26 protein-coding genes are annotated in these 26281 nt (G+C 63.1%); 14 read left to right on the top strand and 12 right to left on the bottom strand.

The features are described from left to right. Positions 1–37 precede the first annotated feature (37 nt). Together K5658_RS15030 and K5658_RS15025 are read right to left on the bottom strand one after the other, a co-directional pair. Positions 38–607, bottom strand: a complete 570-nt coding sequence (locus K5658_RS15030; RefSeq protein ID WP_221063927.1) for a Uma2 family endonuclease — start codon at positions 605–607, stop codon at positions 38–40. A 120-nt stretch (positions 608–727) separates the two neighbouring features. Continuing rightward, a complete protein-coding gene (locus tag K5658_RS15025) occupies positions 728–1447 on the bottom strand; it encodes a Cys-Gln thioester bond-forming surface protein (RefSeq protein ID WP_221063926.1) in 720 nt (239 codons plus the stop codon). Positions 1448–1706: 259 nt separating this feature from the next. Between K5658_RS15025 and murJ the strand changes: the two genes are divergently transcribed. From murJ to lspA, 4 genes are read left to right on the top strand one after another with little or no spacing between them, the layout of a single operon-like run. Further along, positions 1707–3263 carry a murein biosynthesis integral membrane protein MurJ gene (gene murJ, locus K5658_RS15020; protein ID WP_221066989.1) on the top strand — a complete coding sequence of 519 codons (1557 nt, stop codon included), beginning with the start codon at positions 1707–1709 and terminating at the stop codon, positions 3261–3263. 20 nt (positions 3264–3283) lie between these two features. Then, entirely contained in the window at positions 3284–4216 is a 933-nt protein-coding gene (ribF, locus tag K5658_RS15015; RefSeq protein ID WP_221063925.1) for a bifunctional riboflavin kinase/FAD synthetase, read from the top strand. 56 nt (positions 4217–4272) lie between these two features. Next, entirely contained in the window at positions 4273–7095 is a 2823-nt protein-coding gene (gene ileS, locus K5658_RS15010) for an isoleucine--tRNA ligase (RefSeq protein ID WP_221066988.1), read from the top strand. Between the two features lie 5 nt (positions 7096–7100). After that, positions 7101–7565, top strand: a complete 465-nt coding sequence (gene lspA, locus K5658_RS15005; RefSeq protein WP_221063924.1) for a signal peptidase II — start codon at positions 7101–7103, stop codon at positions 7563–7565. Between the two features lie 102 nt (positions 7566–7667). On the opposite strand, the gene K5658_RS15000 is transcribed toward lspA, so the two are convergent. After that, the gene (locus K5658_RS15000; RefSeq protein ID WP_221063923.1) at positions 7668–10022 is read right to left on the bottom strand and encodes a DUF1631 domain-containing protein; all 2355 of its coding nucleotides are present in this window, start codon (positions 10020–10022) and stop codon (positions 7668–7670) included. A 203-nt stretch (positions 10023–10225) separates the two neighbouring features. Here K5658_RS15000 and K5658_RS14995 point away from each other — a divergent pair, with 203 nt between their 5' ends. The 7 genes from K5658_RS14995 (at position 10226) to K5658_RS14965 (ending at position 15246) form a co-directional block, all read left to right on the top strand. After that, entirely contained in the window at positions 10226–11431 is a 1206-nt protein-coding gene (locus K5658_RS14995; protein WP_221063922.1) for a type III PLP-dependent enzyme domain-containing protein, read from the top strand. A gap of 44 nt (positions 11432–11475) precedes the next feature. Continuing rightward, positions 11476–12030, top strand: coding sequence for a C40 family peptidase (locus tag K5658_RS14990; RefSeq protein WP_221063921.1), 555 nt, complete (start codon positions 11476–11478; stop codon positions 12028–12030). A 4-nt stretch (positions 12031–12034) separates the two neighbouring features. Further along, the gene (locus K5658_RS14985; RefSeq protein ID WP_221063920.1) at positions 12035–13030 is read left to right on the top strand and encodes a zinc-dependent alcohol dehydrogenase family protein; all 996 of its coding nucleotides are present in this window, start codon (positions 12035–12037) and stop codon (positions 13028–13030) included. Positions 13031–13045: 15 nt separating this feature from the next. Further along, positions 13046–13627 (top strand): Uma2 family endonuclease, encoded by a 582-nt coding sequence (locus tag K5658_RS14980; RefSeq protein WP_221063919.1) that lies wholly within the window; start codon positions 13046–13048, stop codon positions 13625–13627. A gap of 30 nt (positions 13628–13657) precedes the next feature. Beyond that, entirely contained in the window at positions 13658–14272 is a 615-nt protein-coding gene (locus K5658_RS14975; protein ID WP_221063918.1) for a TetR/AcrR family transcriptional regulator, read from the top strand. A 102-nt stretch (positions 14273–14374) separates the two neighbouring features. Then, complete coding sequence (locus tag K5658_RS14970; RefSeq protein WP_221063917.1) at positions 14375–14998, top strand: glutathione S-transferase family protein; 624 nt, start codon at positions 14375–14377, stop codon at positions 14996–14998. Between the two features lie 62 nt (positions 14999–15060). Beyond that, positions 15061–15246 (top strand): hypothetical protein, encoded by a 186-nt coding sequence (locus K5658_RS14965; protein WP_221063916.1) that lies wholly within the window; start codon positions 15061–15063, stop codon positions 15244–15246. A gap of 6 nt (positions 15247–15252) precedes the next feature. Here the strand turns inward: K5658_RS14965 and K5658_RS14960 are convergent, their stop codons facing one another. After that, the gene (locus K5658_RS14960; protein WP_221063915.1) at positions 15253–15780 is read right to left on the bottom strand and encodes a DUF4184 family protein; all 528 of its coding nucleotides are present in this window, start codon (positions 15778–15780) and stop codon (positions 15253–15255) included. Between the two features lie 334 nt (positions 15781–16114). Here K5658_RS14960 and K5658_RS14955 point away from each other — a divergent pair, with 334 nt between their 5' ends. Beyond that, positions 16115–16978: a bifunctional transcriptional activator/DNA repair enzyme AdaA gene (locus K5658_RS14955; protein ID WP_221063914.1), complete on the top strand. Its 864-nt coding sequence runs from the start codon at positions 16115–16117 to the stop codon at positions 16976–16978. A 50-nt stretch (positions 16979–17028) separates the two neighbouring features. On the opposite strand, the gene rpiA is transcribed toward K5658_RS14955, so the two are convergent. Continuing rightward, entirely contained in the window at positions 17029–17685 is a 657-nt protein-coding gene (gene rpiA, locus K5658_RS14950) for a ribose-5-phosphate isomerase RpiA (protein WP_221063913.1), read from the bottom strand. Between the two features lie 83 nt (positions 17686–17768). On the opposite strand from rpiA, the gene ilvA reads away from it, so the two are divergent. Beyond that, on the top strand, positions 17769–19292 hold the full coding sequence (gene ilvA / locus K5658_RS14945) for a threonine ammonia-lyase, biosynthetic (protein ID WP_221063912.1): 1524 nt from the start codon (positions 17769–17771) through the stop codon (positions 19290–19292). Positions 19293–19311: 19 nt separating this feature from the next. On the opposite strand, the gene K5658_RS14940 is transcribed toward ilvA, so the two are convergent. The 5 genes from K5658_RS14940 to K5658_RS14920 all read right to left on the bottom strand — a co-directional run bounded on the left by K5658_RS14940 (position 19312) and on the right by K5658_RS14920 (position 23424). Beyond that, positions 19312–19686 carry a CCDC90 family protein gene (locus tag K5658_RS14940; protein ID WP_221063911.1) on the bottom strand — a complete coding sequence of 125 codons (375 nt, stop codon included), beginning with the start codon at positions 19684–19686 and terminating at the stop codon, positions 19312–19314. Positions 19687–19926: 240 nt separating this feature from the next. Then, complete coding sequence (locus tag K5658_RS14935) at positions 19927–20736, bottom strand: HTH domain-containing protein (RefSeq protein WP_221063910.1); 810 nt, start codon at positions 20734–20736, stop codon at positions 19927–19929. A gap of 15 nt (positions 20737–20751) precedes the next feature. Then, on the bottom strand, positions 20752–21237 hold the full coding sequence (locus tag K5658_RS14930; protein ID WP_221063909.1) for a Uma2 family endonuclease: 486 nt from the start codon (positions 21235–21237) through the stop codon (positions 20752–20754). Positions 21238–21306: 69 nt separating this feature from the next. Further along, positions 21307–23100, bottom strand: a complete 1794-nt coding sequence (gene aspS, locus K5658_RS14925) for an aspartate--tRNA ligase (RefSeq protein WP_221063908.1) — start codon at positions 23098–23100, stop codon at positions 21307–21309. Positions 23101–23163: 63 nt separating this feature from the next. Next, the gene (locus K5658_RS14920; protein ID WP_221063907.1) at positions 23164–23424 is read right to left on the bottom strand and encodes an FmdB family zinc ribbon protein; all 261 of its coding nucleotides are present in this window, start codon (positions 23422–23424) and stop codon (positions 23164–23166) included. Positions 23425–23537: 113 nt separating this feature from the next. On the opposite strand from K5658_RS14920, the gene K5658_RS14915 reads away from it, so the two are divergent. Then, the gene (locus K5658_RS14915) at positions 23538–24029 is read left to right on the top strand and encodes an NUDIX hydrolase (protein ID WP_221063906.1); all 492 of its coding nucleotides are present in this window, start codon (positions 23538–23540) and stop codon (positions 24027–24029) included. A 35-nt stretch (positions 24030–24064) separates the two neighbouring features. On the opposite strand, the gene lptG is transcribed toward K5658_RS14915, so the two are convergent. Continuing rightward, the gene (gene lptG / locus K5658_RS14910; protein ID WP_221063905.1) at positions 24065–25138 is read right to left on the bottom strand and encodes an LPS export ABC transporter permease LptG; all 1074 of its coding nucleotides are present in this window, start codon (positions 25136–25138) and stop codon (positions 24065–24067) included. Beyond that, the gene (gene lptF, locus K5658_RS14905; RefSeq protein WP_221063904.1) at positions 25139–26278 is read right to left on the bottom strand and encodes an LPS export ABC transporter permease LptF; all 1140 of its coding nucleotides are present in this window, start codon (positions 26276–26278) and stop codon (positions 25139–25141) included. Positions 26279–26281: the final 3 nt, after the last annotated feature.

Raw genomic sequence — 26281 nt, 5'->3', positions numbered from 1 at the left:
AAGGTGTTATGCCATTCGTGAAAGCGCAGCCGTGGACTCAGGCCCACAATTCGGCCAGGGCGAAGCTTATCGCGTCGAAGGGGGGCAGGGACACGGGGTCGTCGTCCTTGAGGGTCGCCAGCAGGGTCCAGAAGCCTTGCCGCAGTTCGTAGGCTTCGAGGGTCCGTTCCACGGGATCGACCAGCCAGCAATGCGGGATGCCGTGGCGGGCGTACAGGGGGAGCTTGATGCCGCGGTCCTTCTTGGCGGTGCCGGGGGAGAGGATTTCGCAGACCCAATCGGGCACCACCTCGAAGCGGTGGCCGTCGGGGATGTCCGGCATCCGTTCGCGCCGCCAGCCCGCGAGGTCGGGCACGGCGATTTCGATATCGCGGACGAAGTGGACCTCGGGTTCGGCGATGATCCACCAGCCGCCGGGACCACCCCGGCCCAGGTCGTAGGGACCGGCCAGGTTGACGCTCAGGCCGCGCCCGGCCAGGCCATGGCGTCCGGTCGGGCGCGGCTGGGTGTGGAGCGTGTGGCCGAGGATTTCGCCGACGAGGTTGTCCGGCAGGGCGCAAAGCTGCTCGTAGAGGCTGGGTGCGGGGAGTTGCTGGGCGAGATTCATGGGTGAGGACTCCGGGGGCGTGGCGGTCGATTTTATCGCCCCTCGTCCATCGTTCCCATGGTTGATGCGGGAATACCGTCCGCCGCGGAAGTTTCCGCTCCCGCGGGCCGTCGACCCAGCCTACGCCGACAGCGGACGGCGGACCGGCTTGCGCTGGCCGAAGGTCCAGCCCACCAGCCCCGCGCCCAGGAGGTAAACGGTAGCCGGCACCGGAACATTGAACAAAGCCGCGACCGTGGTGCCGGATGGCACGGCGGCGAAGCCTTGATAGGCATAATGGCCACCGCTGGCGTTGAGGGGATTGATCCAGATCACCGAATTCACCGGAGCGGTGTTGTTGCCCAGGGCGCTGACATATTGGTTGTAATAGCCCACCGCCGCCGCGCTATTACTGATCTGGTCGAAGATGGCGTTGTTGCCGTTTTCGAGGTGCCATATCAAGCCTTGCAGGGCTTGGTATTGGGGTTGGGTGGTCGCGGTCGGCGCGATATTGAGCAACAGCCAAGCCACTTGCCCGGCATTGGGGACCGCGTTCCCGTTGATCAGGCCGTCGGTGTTGAAGCTGGCGTTGTAGGTGGCGTTCAAGGACGCGCCGGTGAACATGTCCACGCAATAAAACTGCGACAGCCCGACGTTATAGCTGCCGATCACGGCGGAGGAGCCGCCGATATTGCCGCCGCCTTCCCCTTGCGAAGTGGTATTGCCGTTCACGCGCATCTGGATGGTCCCGGAGTAGGTGCCTCCCAGAGTGACCGTGCCCGCCAGCGAGCTGGCGGAAGCTTGCGGTTGGGCCAGGGCTAGGGCCAGGCCCAGCAGGGTCATCGATGAATACGGTTTCATAATTGCCTCTAGTTTGCGATGCATTGGTTTGCAAAATCCCATAGGCAAATTTTAATCTATTTCTCAAAATGAGAACTGGTTCAAAGACATGAAATCGAAAAAAAGTGAACGCTCCTCGCCGGGCTGTTAGGGGTGTCATTTTTTATGACGACGCACGATACACAGACCACCCGTGTTTCGCCTATGTGGCCGGGGCGGCGCTCCGCCCCGGCCTGCTTTATAATCCGCCGCTTTCTTTGAAGCACGCGGGTTCTCGGTCCTGAGCAAGCATCTCCTCAAATCCACCGCCGTGGTCGGCGGCATGACCCTAGGTTCCCGCATCCTGGGCTTCGTCCGCGATGTGGTCATCGCCCGCTACTTCGGCGCGGACGCCGGGACCGACGCCTTCTTCGTGGCGTTCAAGGTGCCCAACCTGTTCCGGCGCTTGTTCGCCGAGGGGGCGTTCGCGCAAGCCTTCGTGCCGGTGCTGGCCGATTACCGCGAAAACCAGGGACTCGATGCCACCCGCGCCTTCCTCGACCGCACCGCCGGAACCCTGGCCCTGGTCCTGGCCCTGGCGGTCGGGGTCGGCACCCTGGCCGCGCCGGTGGTGATCCTCCTGTTCGCGCCCGGTTTCTATCAAAACCCCGAGCAATACGGGCTAAGCGTGGAGATGCTACGGATCGTCTTCCCCTATCTGTTTTTCATCTGCCTCGCCGCGTTCTCGGGCGGCATCCTCAATACCTATGGGCACTTCGCGGTGCCGGCCTTCACCCCGGTGCTGTTGAACCTGTCGATGATCTCGGCGGTGCTTTGGTGGTCGCCGCGGTTGCCGCAGCCCATCGTGGCCCTGGCGTTCGGCGTATTGTTGGCGGGCGTGTTGCAACTGGGGTTCCAGTTGCCCGCCTTGTGGCGCTTGGGTTTGTTGCCGCGTCCACGCCTGGGGTTGGACGATGCGGGCGTGCGCCGCATCGCCCGGCTGATGGCCCCCGCCGTGTTCGGGACTTCGGTGGGGCAGCTCAACCTGCTGCTGAATACCTTGATCGCCTCGTTCCTGGTGTCGGGCAGCGTGTCCTGGCTTTATTATTCCGACCGGCTGGTGGAATTCCCCTTGGGGATTTTCGGGGTCGCCATCGGTACGGTGATCCTGCCGCATTTGTCGAAACGGCACGCCAACCTCGACCCCGAAGCCTTTTCCCGCGCCCTGGATTGGGCCTTGCGCTGGATGGTCTTGATCGGCCTGCCCGCGACCTTGGGGCTGGCGCTGCTGGCCAAGCCCTTGGTCTATACCTTGTTCCAATACGAGCGCTTTTCCGCCCACGACGCCGAGATGGCGGCCTTGAGCCTGATGGGCTATGCGGTGGGCTTGTTGGGCTTCATCGGGGTCAAGGTGCTGGTGCCGGGGTTCAGCGCCCGCCAGGACTTGGCGACCCCGGCCCGTTTCGGGGTCTATACCGTCGGCGTCAATCTCGCGGCGGGCTTGCTGTTGGTGTGGCTGGCCGCGCCTTGGGGGCTGGGACATGCCGGGCTGGCCTTGGCCACGGCGCTGGCGGCTTGGTGCAATGCCGGGCTGTTGCTGGCGCGGCTGGCGCGGGAGCGGGTCTACCGGCCCGAGCCGGGTTGGCCCGCGTTCCTGCTCCGGGTGGGTTGGGCCTCCGCGCTCATGGCCGGGCTGTTGATCCACGCCGCCGGAGCTTATGCTTGGCCGGATTGGACCTTGAAGGCGCGGGCACTGCACCTGGGGCTGTGGATCGGGCTGGGATTCGCCGCCTATCTGGTTTGCCTCGCCGTTCTGGGGCTGCGGCCCCGCCATGTCCTCCTGGCCGAAACCGCCTGAATACCACGGGTTTTCCATCTATGCATTTGATCCTGGGTTCCGCTTCCGCGCCGCTGTCCGAACGGGGCTGCGTCGCCACCATCGGCAATTTCGACGGCGTCCATGTCGGCCACCGCGCCGTGGTCGAGGGTTTGGCGGCGGCGGGAAGACGTTTGGGCTTGCCGACCTGCGTGGTGTTGTTCGAGCCGCAGCCGCGGGAATATTTCAGCCCGGACGACGCGCCGCCGCGCTTGATGCGCCTCCGCGAGAAACTGGACCGGCTGGCCGAGTTGCCGGTCGATTGCGTCCTGCTGTTGCGTTTCAACCGCGCCCTGGCCGATCTGCCGCCCGAAGCCTTCATCGAGGATATCCTCATCGGCAAGCTGGGCGTGAAATATCTGGTGGTGGGCGACGATTTCCGTTTCGGCCAGCGCCGCCGGGGCGATTTCGCCATGCTGCGGGAGTTCGGCCTGCGCCGGGGGTTCGAGGTGGTGGACACGGCCTCGGTCTTGGTCGAGGGCGAACGGGTGAGCAGCACCTTGATCCGCGAGGCTTTGGCCGCGGGCGATTTGGAGCGGGCGGCGCGGCTGTTGGGGCGGCCTTATCTGGTCTGTGGGCGGGTGGTGCATGGGGCCAAGCTGGGCCGCACCCTGGGTTTTCCCACCGCCAACCTATTGATGCGGCGGAAAAATACTCCTGTGCAGGGGGTGTTTGCCGTTACAATGGCCGGTCTTGGCGCGGCACCCCGGCCCGGTATCGCCAACGTCGGGCTCCGGCCCACGGTGGGCGGTGGGCAGCGGGTGCTGCTGGAAACCTTTTTGTTCGATTTTTCCGAGGATATCTACGGGCGTTTGGTGGAGGTGATCTTCCACCGCAAAATCCGGGACGAGCGCAGGTTCGCCGGGATCGAGGAACTCCGCGTCCAGATCGGGAAAGATGTTACGGCGGCCAGGGAATATTTCCAGGGCCGATGAGTTTGGCCCGCTTCCGGGCGGAGCGGGCGTTCAGTATCCATTCCCTGTTTCGAGCCATGACCACCGACTACAAAGCCACCCTCAACCTCCCCGCCACCGATTTCCCCATGAAGGCCAATCTGCCGCAGCGCGAGCCGGAGCAGCTCGAACGCTGGCGGAGCCTGGGGTTGTACGAGCGCATCCGCGAGACCTTCCAAGGCCGCCCCAAGTTCGTGCTGCACGATGGCCCGCCCTATGCCAATGGCGAAATCCACATCGGCCACGCCGTCAACAAGGTGTTGAAGGACATCATCGTCAAGAGCAAGGGTTTCGCCGGGTTCGACGCGCCCTATGTGCCGGGCTGGGATTGCCATGGCCTGCCCATCGAATTGATGGTGGAGAAGAAGATCGGCAAGGCCGGGGTCAAGGTCGAGGCCGCCGAGTTCCGCAAGGCGTGCCGGGCCTATGCCGCCGAGCAGGTGGATATCCAGCGCGAGGCGTTCATCCGGCTGGGGGTGTTCGGCGATTGGTTCAGGCCCTATCTGACCATGGATTTCCGGTTCGAGGCGGATATCGTACGGGCTCTGGGCCGCATCTGCGCCAACGGCCATTTGGCCAAGGGCGCGAAGCCGGTGCATTGGTGTACCGATTGCGGCTCGGCCCTGGCCGAGGCCGAGGTCGAATACGAGAACAAACATTCCCCGGCCATCGATGTGAAGTTCCGGGTGCTGGACGAGATGGATTTGATCCGGCGCTGCCATAGTGTGCCGGGGGCCACGGGGTCGGGGCCGTTGTCGGTGGTGATCTGGACCACCACGCCCTGGACCCTGCCCGCCAACCAAGGCGTGGCCTTGGGGCCGGAGGTGGAATACGTGGTGGTCGATTGTCGCGACCGCGACGAGCGGTTCCTGGTCGCCGATGCCCTGATGAAGGATGTGATGCTCCGCGCGGGAATCGAGAACTACCGGGTCGTGGCCTATTGCAAAGGCTCGGTGCTGGAAGGCTTGAAGCTCAAACATCCGTTCTACGACCGGCTGGTGCCGATCATCCTGGGCGACCATGTCACCTTGGACGCCGGTACGGGTGCCGTCCACACCGCGCCGGGACATGGCCAGGAAGACTACGTGGTGGGCCAAGCCTATGGCCTGCCGGTCGATAATCCCGTGGGCGACGATGGTAAATTCCTGCCCAATACGCCCTTGTTCGCGGGCCAGCATGTGATGAGCGCCAATCCGCGGGTGATCGAGGTGTTGAAGGAACACGGCACCCTGCTGCACGAGGCCCGCATCGAACACAGCTATCCCCACTGCTGGCGGCATAAAACCCCGGTGATTTTCCGCGCCACCCCGCAATGGTTCATCGCCATGGAGAAGAACCATCTGCGCCGGGCGGCCTTGGAGGCAATCCAGAAGGTGCGGTGGATTCCCGGTTGGGGCCAGGCCCGGATCGAGGCCATGGTCGGCAACCGCCCGGATTGGTGCGTGTCCCGCCAGCGCAATTGGGGTGTGCCCATCGCCTTGTTCATCCACAAGGAAACCGGCGAACTCCATCCCGAGACCCTGGCCTTGAACGAGCAAGTCGCCCAGCGCATCGAACAGCGCGGCATCGAGGCGTGGTTCGATCTCGATCCGGCGGAACTCTTGGGCGCGGAAGCGGCGCACTACCGCAAGACCACCGACACCCTGGACGTGTGGTTCGATTCCGGCGTCACCCATTACTGCGTGTTGAACCGCGACGACACGCTCGGCTATCCCGCCGATTTGTACCTGGAAGGCTCCGATCAGCACCGCGGTTGGTTCCAGTCCTCGCTGTTGGCGGCGGTGGCGGTCAATGGCGACGCGCCCTACCGGCAGGTCTTGACCCATGGTTTCACGGTGGACGCGCAGGGCAAGAAGATGTCCAAGTCCAAGGGCAACGTGGTCGCGCCCCAGCAGGTGATGAAGAACCTGGGCGCGGATGTGCTGCGGCTGTGGGTGTCGTCCACCGACTACGAAGCGGAGATGAGCGTTTCCGACGAAATCTTGAAACGCACCGCCGATGTCTACCGCCGCCTCCGCAATACCGCCCGCTATCTCCTCGCGAACCTGAATGGCTTCGATCCCGCCAAGCACGTGGTCGCGCCCGAGAACCTGCTGGCCCTGGACCGCTGGGCCGTGGACCGCGCCTACCAGTTGCAGCGGGAAGTCGCCGAGGCTTACGAAAGCTACCAATTCCACAAGGTCTATCAGCGGGTGCATCACTTCTGCTCGGTGGACCTCGGGAGCTTCTATCTCGACGTGCTGAAGGACCGCCAGTACACCTGCGCCGAGGACGGCCTGCCGCGCCGCTCGGGGCAAACCGCAATGTACCACATCGCCGAGGCGCTGGTGCGCTGGCTGGCCCCGATCCTCAGCTACACCGCCGATGAAATCTGGCGCTACCTGCCAGGGGAGCGCGGCGAATCGGTGTTCCTGGAAACCTGGTATACCGGCTTGTTCCCGCTGGACGAAGGCGCGGCCCTGGATCGTGGATTCTGGGATTTCGCGCTGAAGGTGCGGGAAGCCGTGGGCAAGGAATTGGAGGTCCTGCGGGTCCGCAACGAGATCGGCTCCTCGCTGGGCGCGGAGGTCGAGCTTTACGCCAGCGAAGCCGTGATGGAAAAGCTGGCCCCGGTCGCCGATGAGCTGCGTTTCGTGTTCATCACTTCTGAGGTGCGGCTGTTGCCCCTGGCCGGTGCCCAGAACACCCTGCCCACCGAAATCGAAGGGCTGGAACTGCGGGCCGTGGCGTCCCCGCACGCCAAATGCGTGCGCTGCTGGCACCACCGCGCCGATATCGGTGGCCATCCCGACCACCCGGAACTCTGCGGGCGCTGCGTCGAGAACGTGGTTGGCGGCGGCGAAACCCGCCGCTTCGCGTGAGCGCCATGCTGCGTTGGCTGTGGCTGTCCGCCGGGGTGATCGCGCTCGACCAGGCCACCAAGCTGATGGTCGATGCCTCGATGCGGCTGTATCAATCCATCGAACTGGTGCCGTTCTTCCAACTGACCTATCTCCGCAACCAGGGCGCGGCGTTCAGCTTCCTGGCGCAGGCGGGGGGCTGGCAGCGCTGGTTCTTCATCGTCCTCGCCGTCGCCGCCAGCGGTTTAATTTGCCGCTGGCTGGCGCGGCTGGATCGATCGAAGGTTTGGGAGGCCGCCGCCTGGGCCTTGGTGTTGGGAGGGGCCTTGGGCAACCTGATCGACCGCGTCCTCTATGGCTATGTGATCGATTTCCTGGACGCCTATTACGGGGAATGGCATTTCCCGGCCTTCAACGTGGCCGATTCGGCCATCACCGTGGGCGTCGCCCTGCTGTTGCTCGATTCGTTCAGGCCGCGCCCGGCGGCTTGACGCGGCGGGCGATGAAAAGCCGCCCCCGCCCATGCCGGGCGGGGGCGGCTTTGTCGTTTCCGGGCAGGCCCGCCGCCGGGAGGGGCGGCGGGCCGGTCCCGCTCAGGCGCTCTTGGGGGCGGGGGAAGTGCGTAGCTTGCTCATCAGGGCGCCGAAGGCGCGGTCCATCAGCGGCGCGGCGGCGTCCTCGATCACCCTGGCCTGGTGGGCGCCCATCCGCCGCGCCAGTTCGCCCAGGGGGATTTCCAGCACCTTCGTGCCCTTGCGGTTGACGAAGACATAGGTGGACGTGACCTGGCTCTTCCAGGAGAGCTTGCCGCGCAGCTTCTTGTGCCCGCCCTCCTCGTCGAATTCCACCCATTCGCCCACCTGGAGTTCGCGGGCCTTGAACAGGTATTCGTCCTCGATCACGAAGTCGGACAGGACGTATTCCTCCACGCCGATATCGTCCGTCGGGCGGCTCAGGTCCTGGAGGGTGAGGTTTTCGATATCCGGCAGGTTGGAGCGGATCTGGATGATGGCCTCGGCCAGTTCGGGGTCGCGGATTTCCACCTGGGGTTCTTCCGGGGGCGCGGCCTCGGCCTTGGCGGCTTCGCCCTCGGCGGCGGCTGCGCCCGCCGGGCTGGACAGGCAGGTGACGTGGCTGGCTTCGAGTTCCTTGATCGCGTTCGCCACCGACTGCGGGTCGAGGGAGATCGATTCCAGCCCGGCCCGGATCGCCTTGATGAGTTTGGGGATGGTCTGGATGATGGCTTTGCGGGCCTGGGCGTCCTGGGGCGGGATCACGCTCCAGATCAGCTTGTCCATGACCTCCAGCGCGACTTCCCAATCCCCCGGCTGCTTGTCGCGGCGCAGGTAGGACAGCACCATCACGTCCTTCCAGGTGTTGTAGAGGAAGGAGCGCACCGCCGCCGGGGTGGATTTGCCTTCGAGGCGGGAGGCGATTTCGTAGGCGATCTTGCGCTTGGCGAGCTGGACCTGTTCCTTGCTCTGGGTGACCTGGCGGGTGCGTTCCTCGGCGATGCGGCTGCGCTGGCCGTCCTTTTCCAGGAAGGCCATGAATTCGTCGAGGAGGTCGGAGAACAGTCCGACGTTCTGGTCGAATTCGTCGAGGATGCGGTTCACCACCGATTCGATCTTCTTGTAGACCGGGGTGTCGATCACGCTCTCGCTGGAATCCAGGCCGATGCCGCCCTGGGCCAGGGCGTTCAGCAGCAGCCGCACCGGATGGTTCTTGCGCCCGAAGAAGGATTTTTCCAGCATCGCGACCTTGACCACCGGGATTTGCAGGCGGGCGATCAAGCCCTTGACCGGGTCGGGCAGGTTGCGGTCCTCCAGGATGAAATCGAAGATCAGGGCCACCATGTCGATGATGTCCTCGTCCGAGCGGGCCAGGGGCCGGGCCTCGCCGGCCTGGGCTTGGCGCTGGAGCAGGAAGGACTTCAGGTCCTCGGCGCTGGCCCCGCCGGTTTGGCCTTCGGCCAGGGCCGGGGCTTGCATCATGCTGAGGACGCTGACCACCTCGCCGGTGTCCAGCGCCGGTCCCTGCGGATAGCCCTCGCCGAAATCGCCGCCGGGCATCCCCATTTGGCCGCGCCAGCCGTTGAGCAGGGCTTGCATGCTCTGGAATACTTCCAGGTAGGCCTGGGGATTGTCGCTCACGCCCTCGTCGGCGAGGCCGCGGGCCGGGCCGCCGCCGGGCGCGGACCGGCCCGCGTAGGGCGAGCCGGGCATCATGGGGCGTTTGATATTGCGGGTCAGGTTGGGCAGCACGCCCTCGTTGACCAGGTGGTTGTTCAATTCCAGGTAGAGCTTGCCCAGCCCGCCGATCACGGCTTGGTCGAACAGCTTGTAGATCAGGAGCTTGACCACGACGTCCAGGGTCAGCGGCTTCAGCGCCTCGGCGAAGGTATGGCAGAGGGCGCGGGGGGCGAGGGGGTTGTCCTGGTTGTCGAGCTCCTCGCGTTCGATCAGGGCGGCGAAGCGTTTGTTGAGGCTGAACAAATGGGTTTGGAACAGGTTGTTGCCCTTTTCGGTCATGGCGGTGAGGGCGATTTCCTCTTCCAGCACCTCGTTTTCCACCAGCGAGAAGCCGAGATCGCCGAGGGCGGGCGCGGCGCTGCCGGCGTCGCTGGCGGGCGCGGGTTTTTTCCTGAAGAATTCGTCGATCTGGCGGGCCACCCGCTCGTGGAAGTTGGCCTGGAGGGTGGCGGATTCCACCCGGACCCGGCGCATGGTTTCGAAGTAGAGGGTTTGCTGGTGGACCGATTCCGAACCCGAGCGTTTGAACAGCTCGTCGTCGATGACGGTGAAGAAATATTGGAGCAGTTCGGTCAGGACTTTGGCTTGTAGGTTACGGATTTCCGCCGCGATGCGCTGGGTGGGGAATTTGGGCGCTTCTTTTTGTTTGGCTTGTACGGTTTCGAAGCTGATGATCTTGGGGTCTTGTGTCAACATTGATACACCTCGACGCTGCGATCCGACGCGCTGTGGACGTGGGTGGCTGCGTTTACTCTAATATTGTTATGCCTTTATCATCCGGTGACAGGTGTCACGGAACTATAGACCAAGCACGGGGGCTTGTCAGTAGCTTTTCAATCCGCGGGCCGGAAACGCCGGAGCGCTCGCGTTTCATCCACGCCCACCGCATTATTCCCGATATGCAAGATCAAATCCCGCACTTTATCCCCGAATATACCCCGGCCTTCGTCTACGACGAGTCCCGCATCGCCCGCCAACTCGCCCTGCTGGCCGAGGTCCGGCGGCGCTCGGGGGCGCGGCTGTTGTATTCGGTCAAGGCCCTGCCCTGGGAGGCTATCCTGGATGCCGTGCTGCCGGGGGTGGATGGATTCTCGGCGAGTTCGCTGTTCGAGGCCCGCTGGGCCGCCGAGTTCGCGCATTCCGCACCGCGAAGGGTCGGATTGCACATCACCACGCCCGGTTTCCGCGCCGGGGACATCGACGGCATCGCGGCGGTTTGCGATTATCTCAGCTTCAATTCCCTGGAGCAGTGCCGGCGTTTCCTGCCGGGCCTGCCGGCGCGGGTGTCGCCGGGAATCCGTGTCAATCCGGGGCTTTCCTTCCTGGACGATCCGCGTTACGACCCTTGCCGCCCGTATTCCAAGCTGGGCGTGCCGCTGGCGGAACTCGCCGCCGCGCTGGCCGGGGAGCCTGGAATCGCCACCCGGATCGAAGGGTTACATTTCCATACCTTATTTGAGTCAGCAAGCTTCGCGCCATTGCGGGAAACCCTGGCCCGCTTGGAACAAGGCCTGGGTCCGCGCCTGGATGGGCTGCGTTGGATCAACCTGGGCGGCGGCTATCTGCTCGAAACCGGGCAGGACGTGCGGGATTTGGCCGGGGTGGTCCTCGACTTCAAGCGCCGCCACGATCTCGACGTGTTCTTCGAGCCGGGCAAGGCCGTCGTCGGGCGGGCCGGGAGCCTGGCCACCCGCGTGATCGACCGCTTCGAGCGCGGGGGCAAGGCGGTGGCGGTGCTGGATACCGGCGTCCACCACCTGCCCGAGGTGTTCGAGTACCAGAAGGCGCCCGCCCTGCGGGAACACCGCCCGGACGGCGGACACGCCTGCCTGTTGGTGGGCTGTACCTGCCTGGCGGGGGATGTGTTCGGGGAATACCGCTTCGACCGGCCTTTGCAAGTGGGCGACGCCTTGCTGTTCGAGAACGTCGGGGCTTACGCCCTGGTCAAGGCCAGCCGCTTCAATGGCTACGATCTGCCCGCGCTCTATCTGCGCGGAGCGGACGGCAGCCCGCGGCTGGCGAAGCGCTATGGTTACGAAGACTACCGGCGGTTGTGGGCCGCCGCCGAGGCCGCGCCGCTGGACGGGAGCGGGCCGGACATTTAACTTTAAGCCGCCGTGTCGCTTTTCCTGATTGCGCCCAAACTACCATGCCTGCCATACCCTATCGTTTGCTTTTCCCGCTGTTGTTGCCCGCGCTCCTGGCCGGTTGCGCCAGCACGCCCAAGCCACCACCGCCGCCACCGTCCGCCGCCAGCCGTTCCCATATGGGTCCGGTGGTCGATTACGCCCTGAGCCTGCGGGGCACGCCCTATGTCTGGGGCGGGGAATCGATGGCGGAGGGCGGCTTCGATTGCAGCGGCTTCGTGCAGCATGTCTACCGCCGCCATGGCATCCGCCTGCCCCGCACCGCGCGCGACATGGCCGAGGCGCTGCCGCCCTTGGACCAGCGCGACAAGCGGCCCGGCGATTTGTTGTTCTTCAACACCACCGGCGAACCCTATTCCCATGTCGGCATCTATATCGGCCATAACGCCTTCGTGCATTCCAGCAGCGCCAAGGGCGGGGTGATCGTTTCCAGCCTGGACAAGCCCTACTGGTGGGAACACCTGCTGGGCATCCGGCGGCCCGGCCTGTTGGAGCGCTGGTTGGGTTCCGCCGCGCCGTTGGGCCGGGATCGCCGCTCGAACAACCCAAGGAGATAACACCATGAAAGCCATCGTCATGACCGCCGTCGGCGGACCCGAGGTACTGGTCCCCCGTGACATTCCCGAACCCGCCATCGCCACGCCCACCCAGATCAAGGTCAGGCTCCACGCCGCCGGGGTCAATCCGGTCGATACCAAATTGCGCCGGGGCGGGCTGTTCTATCCCGATGCCTTGCCCGCCGTGCTGGGCTGCGATGGCGCGGGCGTAGTGGTCGAGACCGGGGCCGGAGCCACCCGCTTCAAGGTCGGCGACCGGGTGTGGTTCTGTCACGGTGGCCTGGGCGGCGAACCGGGCAACTATGCCGAATACACCGTATTGGAGGAGCGCTGGGCGGCGGCGATGCCGCCGGCCTTGGATTTCGTGCAGGCGGCGGCGGGGCCGCTGGTGCTGATCACGGCCTGGGGCATGTTGTACGACCGGGGCCGCTTGCAGGCGGGACAGACGGTGCTGATCCACGCGGGCGCGGGCGGAGTGGGGCATGTGGCCCTGCAATTGGCCAAGCTCCAGGGGGCGCGGGCGCTGACCACGGTGGGTTCGGCGGAAAGCGCCGCCTTCGCCAAGAAATACGGCGCGGACGAGGTCATCGACTACCGCGAACAGGATTTCGTGGCCGAAACCAACCGGCTGACCGGCGGGGCCGGGGCCGATCTGGTGGTCGATACGGTGGGGCCGGAGGTGTTCCGGCGCAGCGTCGACTGCACCGCCCATTTCGGCGATCTCGTGACCCTGCTCGATCCGGGCGGGTTTTCTTTCAAGGAGGCCCGGCTGCGCAACCTCCGCATCGGTTTCGAGTTGATGCTGACCCCGATGCTGCGCGATTTGCCCGCGGCCCGCGCCCACCAGGTCGAAATCCTGGAGCGCTGCGCCAATTTGATCGACCAGGGCCGTTTATGGCCGCATGTCGGCCAGACCCTGCCCTTGGAACAAGCCGCCGCCGCCCATGCCCAGCTCGAAACCGGGCATACCGCGGGCAAGGTGGTGTTGCAAATCATCTGAATGGAGGAAGGGCCGATGGCCGCCGTCATGCACAATCCGCCGGTTGCGGCACCGCATTACAAACTCACGGTCGATGATTATTACCGCATGGGCGAGGCGGGGATTTTCGGCCCCGAAGACCGGGTGGAGTTGATCGAGGGGGAGGTGATCGAGATGTCGCCGATAGGTAGTTTCCATGCAGGCTTGGGTACGCGCTTGTCCGAATGGCTAATGCCGACCTTGATGGGCCGTGCGACCGCTTGGGTGCAATATCCAATCCGGCTGTCGCGCCATTCCGCGCCGCAGCCGGATTTCGCCTTGCTCCGCTATCGTTCTGACCATTACATGAAAGCCCTGCCCGCCGCCGCCGATGTGCTGCTGGTGGTCGAGGTCGCCGATACCAGCGTCCGCACCGACCGCGAGATCAAGGCCCCGCTCTACGCCAAGCACGCCATCCCGGAATATTGGCTGGTCGATATCCCTTCCCGCTGTGTCGAGGTTTATGCCCAGCCTGGGGACGGGGTTTACCGCCAAGTCCAGAAGTTGGCGGCGGGCCGCTTGGCTCCCATCGCCTTTCCCGAGGCCGCGCTGGACGTGGCGGAGTTGTTCCAAGCATGAAGCCGGATATGGGACGGCGGGGGAGGGGGGATGGCGCGTAGCCGGGAATTCAGCCCCGACGCGGCCCTGGACAAGGCCATGCGGGTGTTTTGGGAAAAGGGCTATGGCGGCACCTCCATCGAGGACCTGGTGAGCGCCACCGGGGTCAGCCGCTATGGCCTCTATGGCGAATTCGGCGGCAAGAGCGGCCTGTTCCTCGCCGCCCTGGAACATTACCGCGCCACCATCATCCGGCCCCTGCTGGACATCATCGAACCGCCCGACGCCGGGCTCGACGCGGTCAAAACCCTGTTCGACACTTTGCGCTGTTTCATGAGCCAACCGGGCAACCAACTGGGCTGCTTGATCTTCAATTCCATGCATGAACTCGGGCAATGCGACGAAGCGGTGGCGGCGACCGTCATCGCCGCCCGCGAACGCCTGCGCGCCGGATTGCGGCGGATGCTGGACAACGCCGTGCGCCGCGGCGAATTGCCGCCTGGCTACGATGTGGACCGCGAGGCCGATTTCCTGTTCGGCGTCATGCACGCCCTGCCGATGATGGCCCGTGCCGGGGTCGAACCCACGGCCATCGGTAATATGGTGGGCGTAGCCTTGTCCACCCTGGACTCTCCGGCGGGCCGGGAATCAGAACGGACGTTCTGATTTTGCTTTACGGATTCCAGAATATGTGTTCTGATATGCCCCGTCCCGTTGGGACGCGCGCGCTCGCATTCAACCATCGCTGAATCCACCGAGGGAATCCGTATGAAACTGTACTTCCACCCCGCTTCGCCCTTCGCCCGCAAACCCAGGATCGTCGCGCACTTGCTGGGCCTGGAGCTGGAAACCGAGTTCGTCGATCTGTTCGCCGGCAAGGGGCAGGCGCCCGCCTTCCTCAAGCTCAACCCGCACGGCAAGGTGCCGACCCTGGTGGATGGCGATTTCACGCTGTGGGAATCCAACGCCATCCTCCAATACCTGGCCGCGAAACAGGGCGATACCCCGTTGTACCCGGACGATGTGCGGGTCCGGGCCGATATCGCCCGCTGGCTGTTCTGGGAGTCGTCCAGTTGGTCGCAGGTCTGTATGGTCTATGTGAATGAGAACATCCTGAAGCCGATGCTGGGCCGGGGCGAGCCGGATCCGGCGGAACTCGCCAAGGTCGAGGAGAAATTCCACCGTTTCGCCAAGGTGCTGGATGGCCATCTGGCCGGGCGCGACTGGTTGGTGGGCGACGGCCTCACCCTGGCGGACGTGGCGGTGGCGGCCGCGCTGATGTACGCCGTGCCGGGGAAATATCCGCTGGAAGGCTATGCCCAGATCGCCCGCTGGTCCGCCCAGGTCCAGGCCCTGCCGGCCTGGGCCGCGACCGAACCGCCTGCCGCTTGAAACCGGACCGCGCCGCCGGGGACGGCGGCGCGGCTTTCCCCAATCCTGGCGGGGGGTGGGCCATGACCGATTTGAGCCAAGTGCGGGATGCCGATTTGGTGCGGGAAATCTATCGCCCGATCTCCGCGTTCTTCGATAAGCAGAACGTGGACGCGGTTTATATCAGGATGGGGAAATTGCCGGACTGGGAGGCGCTGGAAGCCGGGCGGGACGAGGCGTTGGCGCATTTCCCCGAACGGGTCGATTGACCCGGCTCAGGTTTCGATGGCGATTTTGTTCCAGACAAACACCGCTACCAGAACCATCGCGCCCATCACGCCCAAGCCCAAGCAAAGCAGATGCAGCCAGCCCACCGGAATGGCGTCGAGCAGGCCGTTCCCGGCGGCGAACGGCCACCAGGGCCGCATATCGGCGTGCATCAGGCTGTCGAGGAACACATGGGAATACGCGCCGAGGAAAGCGCCCGTGAGCGCCGGAATCCAGCCTATCCGGGTGGAAACCCGCAGCCCGTTCAGCCAGCGCAACGAGGCGATCCGGTTCCAATAGGCCAGGGCCATCCAACAGAAGGGCCGTCCCAGCGATAGGGCGGCGAGGGCGATGACGGTCGCGCCCGCGTAGCTGTGGGTGATCCCGTGCAGGATGGAGTCGCCGCGCAGCATGTGGACCAGGGGTTCCACGTCCATGGCGACCTGGGTGACGCCGAACATCGTCAGGCTGAAATGGCGTCCGCCCACGGCCTTGAGGGCGAGGCCGGGACCCAGGTGGAAGGGGGTGAAAGGCATGGGTTTTTATGTCCGGTTGAAATGGGGATATGCGACGGTTCCCGATCATAAAGCCGCCACGCCGCCGAATCAAAATCCCGCCATACCATACAATCCCCGCCGGGCTTCGCCAGCGTGTGGTGAGCTTTCAGTAGCGCAAGAACCGGGTCGGCATGGCCGATACCGATACCTATAATCCGCCCAACTACTGGCATATCCCTTGGGAGCGGATCATGCACCAGACCATCGGATTTTCGATCCTATATTCCGGCGCGCCGTATGATCGGGGTGGATTCCTTGGAAATAGGGGTTGCCCGTTCCTTGCGCCGCTGATATTCCGTTATCGGAGGCCATGATGTCCGATTACGAACGTATCGCCAAAGCCATCGATTACATCGTCCAACGGGCGGATGAGCAGCCCGCCCTGGACGAGATAGCGGCGCATGTCCATTTGAGTCCCTTCCATTTCCAGCGCCTGTTCAGCCGTTGGGCGGGCGTCACACCCAAACGGTTCTTGCAGGTGTTGACGGTGGAGCGAGCCAAGCGATTATTGCGCGAATCGCGGACCTTGCTGGAGGTTTCCTATGCCGTCGGGTTGAGTAGCGGTTCCCGCCTATACGACCATTTTGTCCAACTGGAAGCGGTGACGCCTGGGGAATTCAAAACCGGCGGGCGGGGTATCGAGATTGGCTATGCCCTAGGGGAAACCCCGTTTGGCAGGGCTTTTATCGCCACCACTGCCCGTGGGGTTTGCAGCCTGGAATTCCTCGATGGCTCCGACCCTGTGACACCGCTGGAAAACCTGCGTAGGAAATGGCCGGGCGCGGTCTTGAAGGAAAACCAATATCGGCCGGGTTCCATTCTCGAAAGGCTATTCGGCGGCAAACCCATCGGGGCGGGGCCGCTGTCCTTGCATGTCGGCGGCACGAATTTCCAAACCATGGTGTGGAAGGCGTTGTTACGGATTCCACCGGGCAAGGTGGTCAGTTATGCCCAGGTCGCGGATGCCGTGGGACGCCCCGGCGCGGCGCGGGCGGTGGGTCAAGCGGTAGGCGGAAATCCGGTCGCCTTCCTGATTCCCTGCCACCGCGTCATCCAGCAAAGCGGCAGGTTGGGCGGCTATCATTGGGGCGAAACGCGGAAACATGCGATCCATGCCTGGGAGACAGCGACATATGGGGAATGCTCGCCGTGGAGTCCGCATGGGGTGGAATCTTAGTAGGTTCTGCTATTGGCGGCGCGGGCGCGATAGCCGCGCCGCCCGCACGTTTAATCGATCTTCCTCACCCCATCCGCCGTGGCCAACAACACCATATCGGCAGGCCGCATCGCGAAAATCCCGCAAGTAATCACGCCCACGATGTTGTTGATTGCCTTCTCCAAGGCGATAGGATCGACGATGGACAGGTTATGCACGTCGAGGATATGGCCGCCGTTGTCGGTGACGCAATGCTCGCGGTAGACCGGCTGGCCGCCGAGCTTCACCAATTCGCGGGCCACATAGCTCCGCGCCATCGGGATGACCTCGACCGGCAGCGGGAACTTGCCCAAGACATCCACGCACTTGCTGTCGTCGGCGATGCAGATGAACTTGCGGCTGGCGGCGGCGATGATCTTCTCGCGGGTCAGGGCCGCGCCGCCGCCCTTGATGAGCTGCTTATGGGGGTTGATCTCGTCCGCGCCGTCCAGGTAGATGTCGAGGGTGCCGACCTCGTTCAGGTCCAGCACCGGGATGCCCAGTTTCTTCAGGCGTTCCGTGCTGTTGACCGAACTGGAGACCGTGGCTTCGATGTCGTTCTTGATGTCGGCGAGGCAATCGATCAAGTGGTTCACGGTCGAGCCGGTGCCGATCCCCAGCACGGAATAGCCCTTGATATATTCCAAGGAAGCTTCCGCCACTTTTCTCTTCAACTGGTCTTGGGTCATTTTGCTCTCCAACATGGGGTTAACGGGTCGATTCGGGGATAATACCGGCTTGTTTCCGGTTTTCTTGGGATTTTAAGATTTTGATGCTGCACAAATATATCGAGCGCATCCTGCGCGCACGGGTCTACGACGTGGCCGTCGAAACCCCCCTGGATGCCGCGCCAGGACTCAGCCGCCGTTTCGGCAACCGCATCCTCATCAAGCGGGAAGACCTGCAACCGGTATTTTCCTTCAAGCTGCGCGGTGCCTACAACAAGATCGCCGGGCTGTCCGCCGCCGCCCGCGCGGCCGGGGTGATCGCCGCATCCGCCGGCAACCATGCCCAGGGCGTGGCGCTATCGGCCCAAAAACTCGGCATCCGCGCCCTGATCGTGATGCCCTGCACCACGCCCGCCATCAAGGTGGACGCGGTGCGGAACCTCGGCGGCGAAACCGTGCTGCACGGCGACGCCTACGACGAAGCCTACGAACACGCCCTGCGCCTCGCCGACGAGCAAAACCTGACCTTCGTCCACCCCTACGACGACCCGGAGGTCATCGCTGGGCAGGCCACCGTCGGTATGGAAATCCTCCGCCAGCACCAGGGCGATATCCACGCCATTTTCGTCCCCGTGGGCGGTGGTGGCTTGATCGCCGGGATCGCGGCCTATGTCAAATTCGTGCGGCCCGAAGTCAAGATCATCGGCGTGGAACCGGACGATGCCGATGGTCTGCGCCGCGCCCTGAAAGCCGAACGGCGGGTGGTGCTGAAACAGGTGGGCTTGTTCGCCGACGGCGTGGCGGTGAAGCAGGTGGGACGCGAGCCGTTCCATATCGCCCATCAATATGTGGATGAAGTGGTCACGGTGAATACCGACGAGATTTGCGCGGCGATCAAGGATATTTTCGACGACACCCGCTCGGTGGCCGAACCCGCCGGGGCCTTGGGCGTGGCCGGGGCCAAGAAATACGCCGAAACCACCGGCATCCAAGGCCAAACCCTGATCGCCATCGAAAGCGGCGCGAATGTCAATTTCGACCGCCTGCGCCATGTCGCCGAGCGGGCCGAGGTGGGCGAACAGCGCGAATTGCTGATGGCCGTGACCACGCCGGAACGGCCCGGCAGTTTCCTGGAATTCTGCCGGGTGCTGGGGCGGCGCGGCGTCACCGAGTTCAATTACCGCTATTCCGACGACAGCGCCGCGCATTTGTTCGTAGGTATAAGGACCGGCGGCGAGGATGGGCGGGAGTTGTTGGCCCGGTTGCGGGAGCGTGGCTATCAAGTGTTGGATTTGGCGGGCAACGCGGTGGCGGTCGAGCATATCCGCTACATGGTCGGCGGACACGCGCCCAAGCTATTGCACGAGGTCGTCTACAGCTTCGAGTTTCCCGAGCGGCCCGGTGCTTTGCTGAATTTCCTGGAGGCGATGAGCGGGCGCTGGAATATCAGCCTGTTCCATTACCGCAACCATGGCGCGGCGTTCGGGCGGGTATTGATGGGAATCCAGGTGCCCAAGCCCGAGCGGAAAATCTTCCGGCAATTCCTCGATACCGTGGGTTTCGCCTATCGGGAGGAGACACAGAATCCGGCGTACAAGTTGTTCGCGGGGGCGAGCGAGCGGGGATAAGGTTAATTTTAGGTGCGGGCTACGGCTTATCCGCCAGCTTCAACATCAACGCCGTAATGAAGCCGATTTGCACCACGCCCGCCCCGATGATGACGCCGACCAGCCATTTCGCCAAGTCCTTGCTACTTTGGTCGATCAAGCGGCGATTTTCCAGAATATCCCTTTTCAGTTCGGCACGGATTAACTCTATGTCGTGGGATAGCTTGACTTCGAGTTCTTTCAAATCCCGCTTGGTGCCGAGATTATCCAGTTTATAGTCGTGGCGTGCCTGTTCCAAGGTCGCGGTGACGGTCGCCTTTTGCAAGTCCGTGATGGTTTCCGCCTGTTCCTCGCTGAAACCGGCTCCACGGAGCTTTTTGATGAATTCATGGGTATCGAAAGCTAGCGCGGACATAAGGATGAAAATCCTCTGTTGAAATCTGACAAGTCTAAATGATGTGCTTCGCGGTAGTCAGACGGTAGGTGCGATTAGCGTAGCGTAATCGCACGGATTTCATGCCTCCGATTACGCTGCGCTAATTGGGGCTACGCTGGTTGATGGATAGTTCCATGGGGTTATCTCCGGCGTGGGATGTGGTATATGGCGCTAGTCTGTGGGGCAGGTTTTTCACGGGATGGCGGGTTGCTACCCGTTTTATGGACCTTCACGGAGTTTCTGCTCAATGGCCCGGAGGGTTGCCTGAATTTGTCTTTCTCTCAATTCGGGATCGACCTCTTGGACATATTCGATAGCCGAAAAATCATCACCCCGCTTGCGGTTTTGCGGGGGTTCAAGGGCTTCGATCAGCAATGCCTCTAAAGTGGCAACCATGGAAGCCAAAGTGGCGCTAAATGAAAGTTCGCGAAGATTGCCCTCTTGGGTAACATCCAGCAATCCAAACCAGGAAAAACGATTCCACCGCCCAGATAGCCTGTCGAGGGTGTGTTCGTAGAGCCGCTTCCCCAAAGGCCGGTCGATAGCCCTTCCAACATAAACCACCGTGTGATGGTCGTAAAGGATGTAAATTCCTTTCTGCTTGCCAAAATCCACCGCTTTGGCTAGTAACTGCTGTTTTCCGAATAACTTTGAGTCGCTACGCCAAACCACTAAATCCTGTTGCCAGTACATACCAAAACAACGAATAATGGAATCGCCGGAATCTTCCGAGAAGGTTTGAAGTTGGCTTGTTGTGGATTTGGTAGTGGTTTCTCCAAGCATATTGTTAGGGGTCGATTGTTGGCGTAAGCCAAAAGTCCCTTTGCCAACACGAACAAAGGGTGAGCTATCTCCTTCATCCTTAATCGACCAATTAATGCAGCCGCGCACAGACGCCTCAGGAGTCGCACCGTCGGTTTGATAATAGCCGCGAGATAGGATTTGTTCGGTAATGTCGGTATAGCGCAATGCGCTATCCGACTCTTTGAGAACCCTTATTATTGCTTCGCGCCATGATTTTTCTGGCATATATTTCAAAAATAGTTAAAACCAATATAACTCAATCCGCCTAGGAAACCCCGGCACCACCCCACTAGATTCCACCCGCCCATCACCCCGGAAAAATATCATTCCCCCATCCGCCCCACATAACCAAACCTCCTCCGCCCCCGCCGCGAAATACAACACCTTCTTCTCGTCCATTTCCTGCGCGGTATTCGAGGGCGACAGGATTTCGACGCAAACCTCAGGCGCTTCCCGATAAGGATTCGCCCCCCGGTTGCGCCGCATGAATTCCGCCGAAGCGCAGGCCACATCCGCGACCTTCACCCCTTCGGGCGTCTGTATCGAGCATTCGGTGATAATCATGGCATCGGCCTTGAGTCGGGCGATCAGGCGCACGATATTGGCCTGATAAATCCCATGTTCATTGGTGGCGGGACTCATCAGGATATTGCCCCATTTGTCGCTTTGGATCTTGAACGGCAGGTTCTTGAGATAAGGGTTTTGGCAAATGTCCGCCCATTCCATAAAATCCTCCCGGTATAAACAATTCGGGCGGGATAAGCATCGCCCATCCCGCCCGTGTGCCTGCGCGGCTTAGTTGGCTTCCACCGCCTTGGCCTCCGGCGGCTTCCTCAGCTTAATCCCCAACTCCCGCAACTGCATATCCGTCACCGGCGCGGGCGCGTCGATCATCGGACACCAGGCCGATTGGGTCTTGGGGAAGGCCATCACTTCGCGGATCGAGTTGGCCCCGCTCATCAGCATCACTAGGCGGTCCAGGCCGAAGGCGATGCCACCATGCGGCGGCGCGCCGTATTTCAGCGCGGTCAGTAGGAAGCCGAATTTTTGCTGCGCTTCCTCGTCCTCGATGCCGAGCAGCTTGAACACCACGTCCTGCATGTCCTGGCGATGGATACGCACCGAACCGCCGCCGATCTCGGTGCCGTTCAACACCATGTCGTAGCCCTTCGACAGCGCCTTGCCCGGATCGGCTTTGAGTTCCTCCACGCCGCACTTGGGCGCGGTGAAGGGATGGTGCATGGCGAACCAGCGCCCGTCCTTGTCGTCCCACTCGAACATGGGGAAATCCACCACCCACAAGGGTTTCCAGTCGCCTTCCGCGAAGCCGCGCTCATGGCCTAGCTTGAGCCGCAACGCGCCCATGGCCTCGCTTACGACCTTGGCCTTGTCGGCCCCGAAAAACACCACGTCGCCGGTTTCCGCGCCGACCCGGTCCAGGATCGCCAGCACGGCCTCCGGCGGCAGGAATTTCACGATGGGCGATTGCAAACCCTCGATCCCGGCGGCGCGGTCGGTGACTTTGATATAGGCCAAACCTTTCGCGCCGTAGATGGCGACGAAAGCCGCCAGATCATCCAGTTCCTTGCGGGACAGTTCCGCGCCCTTGGGCAGGCGCAGGGCCGCGACCCGGCCTTCCGGGTCTTTGGCCGCGCCCGCGAATACCTTGAATTCGCAGGTGGTCAGCAAATCGGCCACGTCCACCAGTTTGAAGGGCACGCGCAAATCCGGCTTGTCCGAACCGTAGTCGCGCATGGCTTCTGCATAGGTCATGCGCGGGAACGGGTTGGGCAGTTCCACGTCCAGCACCTCTTTGAACAGGGCGCGGATCATCTCCTCCATCAGGTCGGTGATGGCGTCCTGGTCCATGAACGAGGTTTCGATATCGAGCTGGGTGAATTCCGGCTGGCGGTCGGCGCGGAGGTCTTCGTCGCGGAAGCAGCGCACCACTTGGTAATAGCGGTCCAGGCCGGACACCATCAGCAATTGCTTGTAGAGCTGGGGCGATTGCGGCAGGGCGAAGAAATGGTTCTGGTGGGTGCGGCTCGGGACCAGATAGTCGCGGGCGCCTTCCGGGGTGGCCTTGGTCAAGAACGGCGTCTCGATTTCCCAAAAGCCGTTGGCGTCCATGAAGCCGCGCAGGGAGCGGGTGATGTCCCGCCGCATCCTGAGCTTTTGCTGCATGGCGGGGCGGCGCAGGTCGATGTAGCGGTAGCGCAGCCGGGTTTCCTCGCTGACCTCGACCTCGCTTTCCAGCGGGAAGGGCGGGGTTTCGGCCTTGTTGAGGATTTCCAGTTCCGTCGCCAGCACTTCGACCTTGCCGGTGCCCAGGTTGGGGTTTTCGGTGCCTTGCGGGCGGCGGCGCACCTTGCCATGGACCTTCAGCACGTACTCGCTGCGGACGCTTTCCGCCAGCTTGAAGGCGTCGGCGTAATCGGGATCGAACACGACCTGGACCAAGCCTTCCCGGTCGCGGAGGTCGATGAAAATGACGCCGCCGTGGTCGCGGCGGCGGTGGGTCCAGCCACAGAGATCAACTTCTTGATCCAGGTGGCTTTCGGTCAGTTCTCCACATCGGTGGCTACGCATGGCCTGGGTCTCCCGTGAGTAAAAAGGCGGGAATCTTACGGGGCGGTCGCCCGTGGCACAAGCTCATGAGGCATCGGCGGCGGCGGGCTTGGATTCCGGCTTGCTGGTGCCTTCCCCGGCCAGGTTTTTTTTCTTGTCCTTGCCGCCCTTGAAGTCGGTCTCGTACCAGCCACCGCCCTTGAGCCGGAAACCCGCCGCCGAAATCAGCTTGGTCAATTCCAGATCGCCGCAGGCCGGGCATTCCTTGAGGGGATCGTCGGAGACTTTCTGGATGGCTTCCAACTCGTGGCCGCAGGATTTGCATTGGTATTCGTAGATGGGCATGGGGATAACCTCTTAAAGTGGAAGGGGAAAACAAGTTTCCACTATAGGGCTGTCCACCGCGTTTTCAATAGCCGGGCGCTACAATGGGTTTTTCACCGCGAGCGACACCCGCCATGGCGACGACCCAAAACCTTCCCCCAAAACCCGCCCTCGGCGTCGGTGCCGTGGTGTTCGACCGGCGGGGCCGGGTCTTGCTGGTGCGGCGGGGCGGGCCGCCCGCGCAGGGTTGGTGGTCCCTGCCCGGCGGCAAGCAGGAAGCCGGCGAAACCCTGCGCGAATGCTGCCGCCGCGAAATCCTGGAGGAAACCGGCCTCGCGGTCGAACCCGGCCCCATCGTGGCCCTGGCCGAGCGGCGGTTGGAAGGCTTCCATTATGTGATCGTGGATTTCCTGGCGGAACTGGCCGCCGCCGATCCCGTGCCCGAGCCGGTCCCGGCCAGCGATGTGGCCGAGGCGCGGTGGGTGGCTTTGGCGGAGCTGGACGCCTATGCCTTGGTGGAAGGCGTGGGCGCGGTGATCCGGGCGGCGGAGGGGAGGGCGGGGCTGGTGGATGATGGTGGGGCGGGTTGGTTGTTTTTGCCGGGCGGCTTGTGGGCTGCCCGGTAGCCCGGATTCCACGCCATCCTATTGGATTGCGAACCTCAGCCCGCCCGCATCCGCATCAAGCCGATCATCGCCCCCAAAAACGCCAAGGCGGTCGGGAACGAGGCCGCGAAGATCGGGTTCATTTCGTAGATCAGGCCGAAATGGCTGAACATGCGGTCGAACAGATAGAAGCCCAGCCCGATCACCACGCCCACCACGATGCGCTGGCCCATCCCGACCTCGCGCTTGATGGTCAGGACGAAGGGCACCGCCACCAGCAGCATCACCAAGGTCACCGCCGGTTGCACGATCCGGCCCCAGAACGCCTGTTCCACCGGCAGCGGGTTCTGGCCGTTCTCCCGGAGGTAGTCGATATAGCGGTCCAATTCCCAGGCGGAGAGGTTCTCGGGCCGGATCACGAAGGCGTTCAGAAGGTCGGGGGCCAGCACCGAGGACCAATCCATGGTCGGTTTCAAGTCGGCGGTGACTTCCCCCGGCTGGAAATAACTGGCCCGTATCTTGACCAAGCCCCATTGGCTGCCGTCGTAGATGGCTTTGTTGGCGTGGCTCGCCAGCAACAGCCGCTTGTCCGGCGAGACTTCGTAGATATTGATATCGCCGAGGTTTTCCGGTTGATCGACCCGGCGGATATTGATGAAGATGTTCCCGTCGCGCACCCAGAACCCGTACTTGGTGCGCGAGGCGACCTGTTTTTTGAGCGCCGTGGATTTCAGCGCGTTGGCCTCGCGCTCGGCACCCGGCGCGACCAGTTCGCCCACGGCCACCGAAAGCGCCAGCAATACCAAGCCGCCCATCAACACCGCCCGGATGATCCGCGCCCGCGAGGCGCCCGCCGCCTGCATCGCCATCAATTCGCGGTTGTTGGCGAGTCCTCCCAGCGTCACCAAGCCCCCGACCAGGGCGGCGGAGGGCATGAGTTCGTAGAACGCCCTGGGCGAAGTCAGGGCCAGGTAGCCGAAAATCTGCCTCATCCCATAATCGCCTTCGCCCAGATCGCCCAGTTCGTCGGCGAAGGTGAAGAAGTTCAACAGCGCCAACAGCACGGTGACGGCGATCAAGGCACCCTTGATAACTTCCTTGGCGACATAGCGGTCCAGTGTCCTCAACATTCAGGCGCTCCTCTTGAATAAATGCGCGATCCAGCGGAATCCCAGGTTCTTCAGGAACAAGCCCAGGGTGATCGCCGTCAGCAAGGCATAGATGCCGGAATAGCTCAACCACAGCGGAATCTTCCCGGTCATCAACATGCCTTGGGAAATCTTCTGGAGGTTCTCGTACACCACATAGATCAGGAAGGCGGTGAACACATTGCCATAAGGCCCGCGGCGGGGCGCGACCCGCGCCAGCGGCACCGCCAGCAAGGTCAGGAACACCACGCCCAAGGGCACGGCCAGCCGTTTCTGGAGTTCCGCCAATTCCTTGGGGGTCCATTCGCGGATCAGTTCCAGGGTGCTTTTGGCCTCGCGCTTGAGTTCCGCCGCTTCCTCCTCCGGTCCCGGAATCCTGACGGCGTATTCCCCGAACTCGCTGACGATGTAATCGACCTGGCCGGGTCGGCCTTGGTAGCGCCGTCCGTCGTTCAGCACCACGAAATATTCGTCCAGTTCGGTGTGCTGCAAATGGCCGTGGTCGGCGATGGTGACTTCGGTGCCATTGTCCAGGCGGCGCTGGACGAACATATTGGTCATGAGGTTGTTCTCGTCCATGTCCTCGGCGTATAGCACCGTGTCGCCGGAACTGAATTCGTTGAAGCGCCCCGGCTTGATGCCGCGGATATCGGCGCTTTCCTCGTCCTTCTTCATCAGGGCCTGGGCTTTTTGCTCGCTCCAGGGCATCACGTCCAGCGCCAAATAGCCCGACAGCAGGAACACCGGCACCGCCATCCAGGCCAAGGCCCGGTACAAGCGCCAAGCCCCGACGCCGGCCGAGGCCAGGATCGCCATTTCGTGGTCGCGGTACATGCGGCCGATCACGGTCAGGATCGCCATGAAGGTGGCGGGCGGCAGCAGCACGGCGGTGGCGCTGAGGGTCTTGAGTCCCAGCAGTTGGAACAAGGTGTCGCCCGAGACCTCGCCCTCGATGGCCTTGGCGAGGATATTGAGGAATTTGCGGCTGACGATGATGACCACCAGCACCAGCAGGATGGCGCCCAGGGTCTTGGCGAGTTCGGAGGCGACCATGCGGTCGATCACCGCGAACAGGGGGCGGCGGCCTTGGGGGGCGGGCGCGGTGGAGGCTTGTGGATTCATGCG

Source organism: Methylomagnum ishizawai (assembly GCF_019670005.1).
In the GTDB taxonomy this organism is placed as follows: Bacteria; Pseudomonadota; Gammaproteobacteria; order Methylococcales; family Methylococcaceae; genus Methylomagnum; species Methylomagnum ishizawai.
The sequence above is the reverse complement of the archived record's forward strand: the minus strand, read 5'-3'. Positions and strand labels throughout refer to the sequence as shown.

Coding starts and splice junctions, on each gene's coding strand:
- K5658_RS14995 (WP_221063922.1), top strand. CDS start 10,226: ATGCAAGATCAAATCCCGCACTTTATCCCCGAATATACCCCGGCCTTC.
- lptG (WP_221063905.1), bottom strand. CDS start 25,138: ATGTTGAGGACACTGGACCGCTATGTCGCCAAGGAAGTTATCAAGGGT.
- lspA (WP_221063924.1), top strand. CDS start 7,101: ATGCTGCGTTGGCTGTGGCTGTCCGCCGGGGTGATCGCGCTCGACCAG.
- K5658_RS14915 (WP_221063906.1), top strand. CDS start 23,538: ATGGCGACGACCCAAAACCTTCCCCCAAAACCCGCCCTCGGCGTCGGT.
- K5658_RS14935 (WP_221063910.1), bottom strand. CDS start 20,736: ATGCCAGAAAAATCATGGCGCGAAGCAATAATAAGGGTTCTCAAAGAG.
- lptF (WP_221063904.1), bottom strand. CDS start 26,278: ATGAATCCACAAGCCTCCACCGCGCCCGCCCCCCAAGGCCGCCGCCCC.
- K5658_RS15030 (WP_221063927.1), bottom strand. CDS start 607: ATGAATCTCGCCCAGCAACTCCCCGCACCCAGCCTCTACGAGCAGCTT.
- K5658_RS14985 (WP_221063920.1), top strand. CDS start 12,035: ATGAAAGCCATCGTCATGACCGCCGTCGGCGGACCCGAGGTACTGGTC.
- K5658_RS14920 (WP_221063907.1), bottom strand. CDS start 23,424: ATGCCCATCTACGAATACCAATGCAAATCCTGCGGCCACGAGTTGGAA.
- K5658_RS14960 (WP_221063915.1), bottom strand. CDS start 15,780: ATGCCTTTCACCCCCTTCCACCTGGGTCCCGGCCTCGCCCTCAAGGCC.
- K5658_RS14975 (WP_221063918.1), top strand. CDS start 13,658: ATGGCGCGTAGCCGGGAATTCAGCCCCGACGCGGCCCTGGACAAGGCC.
- rpiA (WP_221063913.1), bottom strand. CDS start 17,685: ATGACCCAAGACCAGTTGAAGAGAAAAGTGGCGGAAGCTTCCTTGGAA.
- K5658_RS14990 (WP_221063921.1), top strand. CDS start 11,476: ATGCCTGCCATACCCTATCGTTTGCTTTTCCCGCTGTTGTTGCCCGCG.
- K5658_RS14970 (WP_221063917.1), top strand. CDS start 14,375: ATGAAACTGTACTTCCACCCCGCTTCGCCCTTCGCCCGCAAACCCAGG.
- ilvA (WP_221063912.1), top strand. CDS start 17,769: ATGCTGCACAAATATATCGAGCGCATCCTGCGCGCACGGGTCTACGAC.
- aspS (WP_221063908.1), bottom strand. CDS start 23,100: ATGCGTAGCCACCGATGTGGAGAACTGACCGAAAGCCACCTGGATCAA.
- K5658_RS15025 (WP_221063926.1), bottom strand. CDS start 1,447: ATGAAACCGTATTCATCGATGACCCTGCTGGGCCTGGCCCTAGCCCTG.
- K5658_RS14965 (WP_221063916.1), top strand. CDS start 15,061: ATGACCGATTTGAGCCAAGTGCGGGATGCCGATTTGGTGCGGGAAATC.
- K5658_RS14940 (WP_221063911.1), bottom strand. CDS start 19,686: ATGTCCGCGCTAGCTTTCGATACCCATGAATTCATCAAAAAGCTCCGT.
- ribF (WP_221063925.1), top strand. CDS start 3,284: ATGCATTTGATCCTGGGTTCCGCTTCCGCGCCGCTGTCCGAACGGGGC.
- K5658_RS14955 (WP_221063914.1), top strand. CDS start 16,115: ATGTCCGATTACGAACGTATCGCCAAAGCCATCGATTACATCGTCCAA.
- K5658_RS14980 (WP_221063919.1), top strand. CDS start 13,046: ATGGCCGCCGTCATGCACAATCCGCCGGTTGCGGCACCGCATTACAAA.
- ileS (WP_221066988.1), top strand. CDS start 4,273: ATGACCACCGACTACAAAGCCACCCTCAACCTCCCCGCCACCGATTTC.
- K5658_RS15000 (WP_221063923.1), bottom strand. CDS start 10,022: ATGTTGACACAAGACCCCAAGATCATCAGCTTCGAAACCGTACAAGCC.
- K5658_RS14930 (WP_221063909.1), bottom strand. CDS start 21,237: ATGGAATGGGCGGACATTTGCCAAAACCCTTATCTCAAGAACCTGCCG.